The organism is Neisseria sp. P0022.S010, from assembly GCF_051956635.1.
The window spans coordinates 1-1,878 of record NZ_JBQCXF010000563.1; the positions used below are offsets into that span (position 1 = coordinate 1).

Annotated in this window: 1 protein-coding gene; it reads right to left on the reverse strand. The window is 49.5% G+C overall.

The genetic code is table 11. The features are described from left to right. Positions 1 to 99: 99 nt before the first annotated feature. The gene (recD, locus tag ACTHUT_RS19415) at positions 100 to 1,863 is read right to left on the reverse strand and encodes an exodeoxyribonuclease V subunit alpha (RefSeq protein ID WP_440419468.1); all 1,764 of its coding nucleotides are present in this window, start codon (positions 1,861 to 1,863) and stop codon (positions 100 to 102) included. Between the last annotated feature and the right edge of the window lie 15 nt (positions 1,864 to 1,878).

Genomic DNA, 1,878 nt, shown 5'->3' on the forward strand with positions numbered 1-1,878 from the left:
CACTTTATTTACTAATTATTTTTATCGTATGTAAATTAGTGTAATCAGTCAAGCAGATTTCAACGCTTTATCCTCTTTCAGACGGCCTCTTGATTCAGGTCAAACGGAAGCCTGCTCATCAGGCTGTTCAAACTGCCATTTCAAGGCATCGGCCAATGCCGTCCTGCGTTTTTGATGGCATTCTACAGCTTTACATAACTCCTCCGCATTTCCCCAAAACACAAAACGTTCACGCGCACGGGTAATGGCTGTGTAAAGCAAAGCCTTATCCAAACCTCGGGCTTCCTCTTCGCTTTCCGTCGTTGCAGGTACTGACGGCGGCAACAGCCATACTTCCCGATATTCCGAACCTTGGCTCTTGTGTACCGTTATAGCAAAAGCCGATTCAAAATCGGGCAAACGGCTGATGGCAATTTTTTTGAACCCATCTTTCTCAGGAAAATATGCAGACAAACCATTCAACGATTCTTTATCCGGCATAATCAGCCCGATGTCGCCGTTAAACACTTCCAGCATGTAATCATTGTGCGTAATCATGATGATTTGTCCGGCAAACCAAGGCGTTTCGCCCGAAACCTTGCCTTGCCGTTGCAGGTATTCTTGATAAGCCTGATTCAAATCATCCGCATCCTGCCGCCAAGCCGCCAATACCACCACATCGGCAGCATGACCATAGGCGAGTGCAACATTATTCTCTGCCACGGCCTGCCAATAATCCTGTTGCTTTTGATATAGCAAGGCAACCTGCTCTTTCAGACGGCCTGATTTCATTTCCAATTCTTTGGGGAACTTGTCAAACTGTTCGACCGCAGTTTGCTTTTCCCCGGACACCACCGCCCTCGCCAAACAACCGATACCGCTGTCTGCACCAAAACGGTGGCTGAACGTCAATTTAGCATTGTTTTGCGATAAAGCCTGTGGCTGCCCTTTAATCTCAAAACCATGATTGGGCAGGTACACTTCCAACTTTTCAGCGGTTTCTTTATCCAAAGCTGTCGGACGCGATAATGCCGCCAACACGGCCCCCAATCCAACCGACGGCAACTGGTTTTCATCGCCAAGCAACACCAGACGACAGCCGGTCGGCACGGCACGCAACAAATCCAACACCAGCGGCAAATCCAACATCGACGCCTCATCCACCACCAAAACATCCAAAGCAAACGGATGTTCATGATTGAACGCAGGACGCATTTGCGGCGGACGCAGTTTCAACAATCGATGGACAGTCTGCCCTTCCAAGTTTTCCAAATGCGCTTTAATGCTCGGAGATAAATCAAAACCGTCCAAAGCACGCTGCAAAGCCCGTGCCATATGCGCAGCCGCTTTGCCCGTCGGCGCCGCCAACGCGATACGGGGCAGCTTCGTACTGTTATTGCAAATCAGACCCAAAAGCTTTGCTACGGTCGTCGTCTTACCCGTACCCGGCCCACCGGTAATCAACATAAAATTTTGCAGCAAGGCCAAAGCCGCAGCATCCCGTTGCTCTTTACTGTCTTTAGGGTCAAACCAATCGCTCAGGCTTTTTGAAGCCGCCATGAAATTCACTTCTTCCGCCTCGGCACTTGCCAGCCGTTTGATTTCAGTAGCCAAATCATGCTCCAACTGCCACATCCGCCCTAAAAATAATTTCCGTCCGTACAGGATAAGCGGTTTATCCGCATTGCCGACCAAATTCGGCAAGTTGCTTAAGGCATCGGCATCCGCTTTATCCAAGTAAATGAACGAATGCCCGTTTTGCAAGGCTGCAAACAGTCGAACCACATAATGCTCAATAACGGATGCCCCCTGCACTTCGTGGCGGCGGAAAAACGCTATAGCCGCATCTGCGGCAGAGGAAAGGATAGAGTCGGTCGGATTCATGGCTCAGGCTTAAGT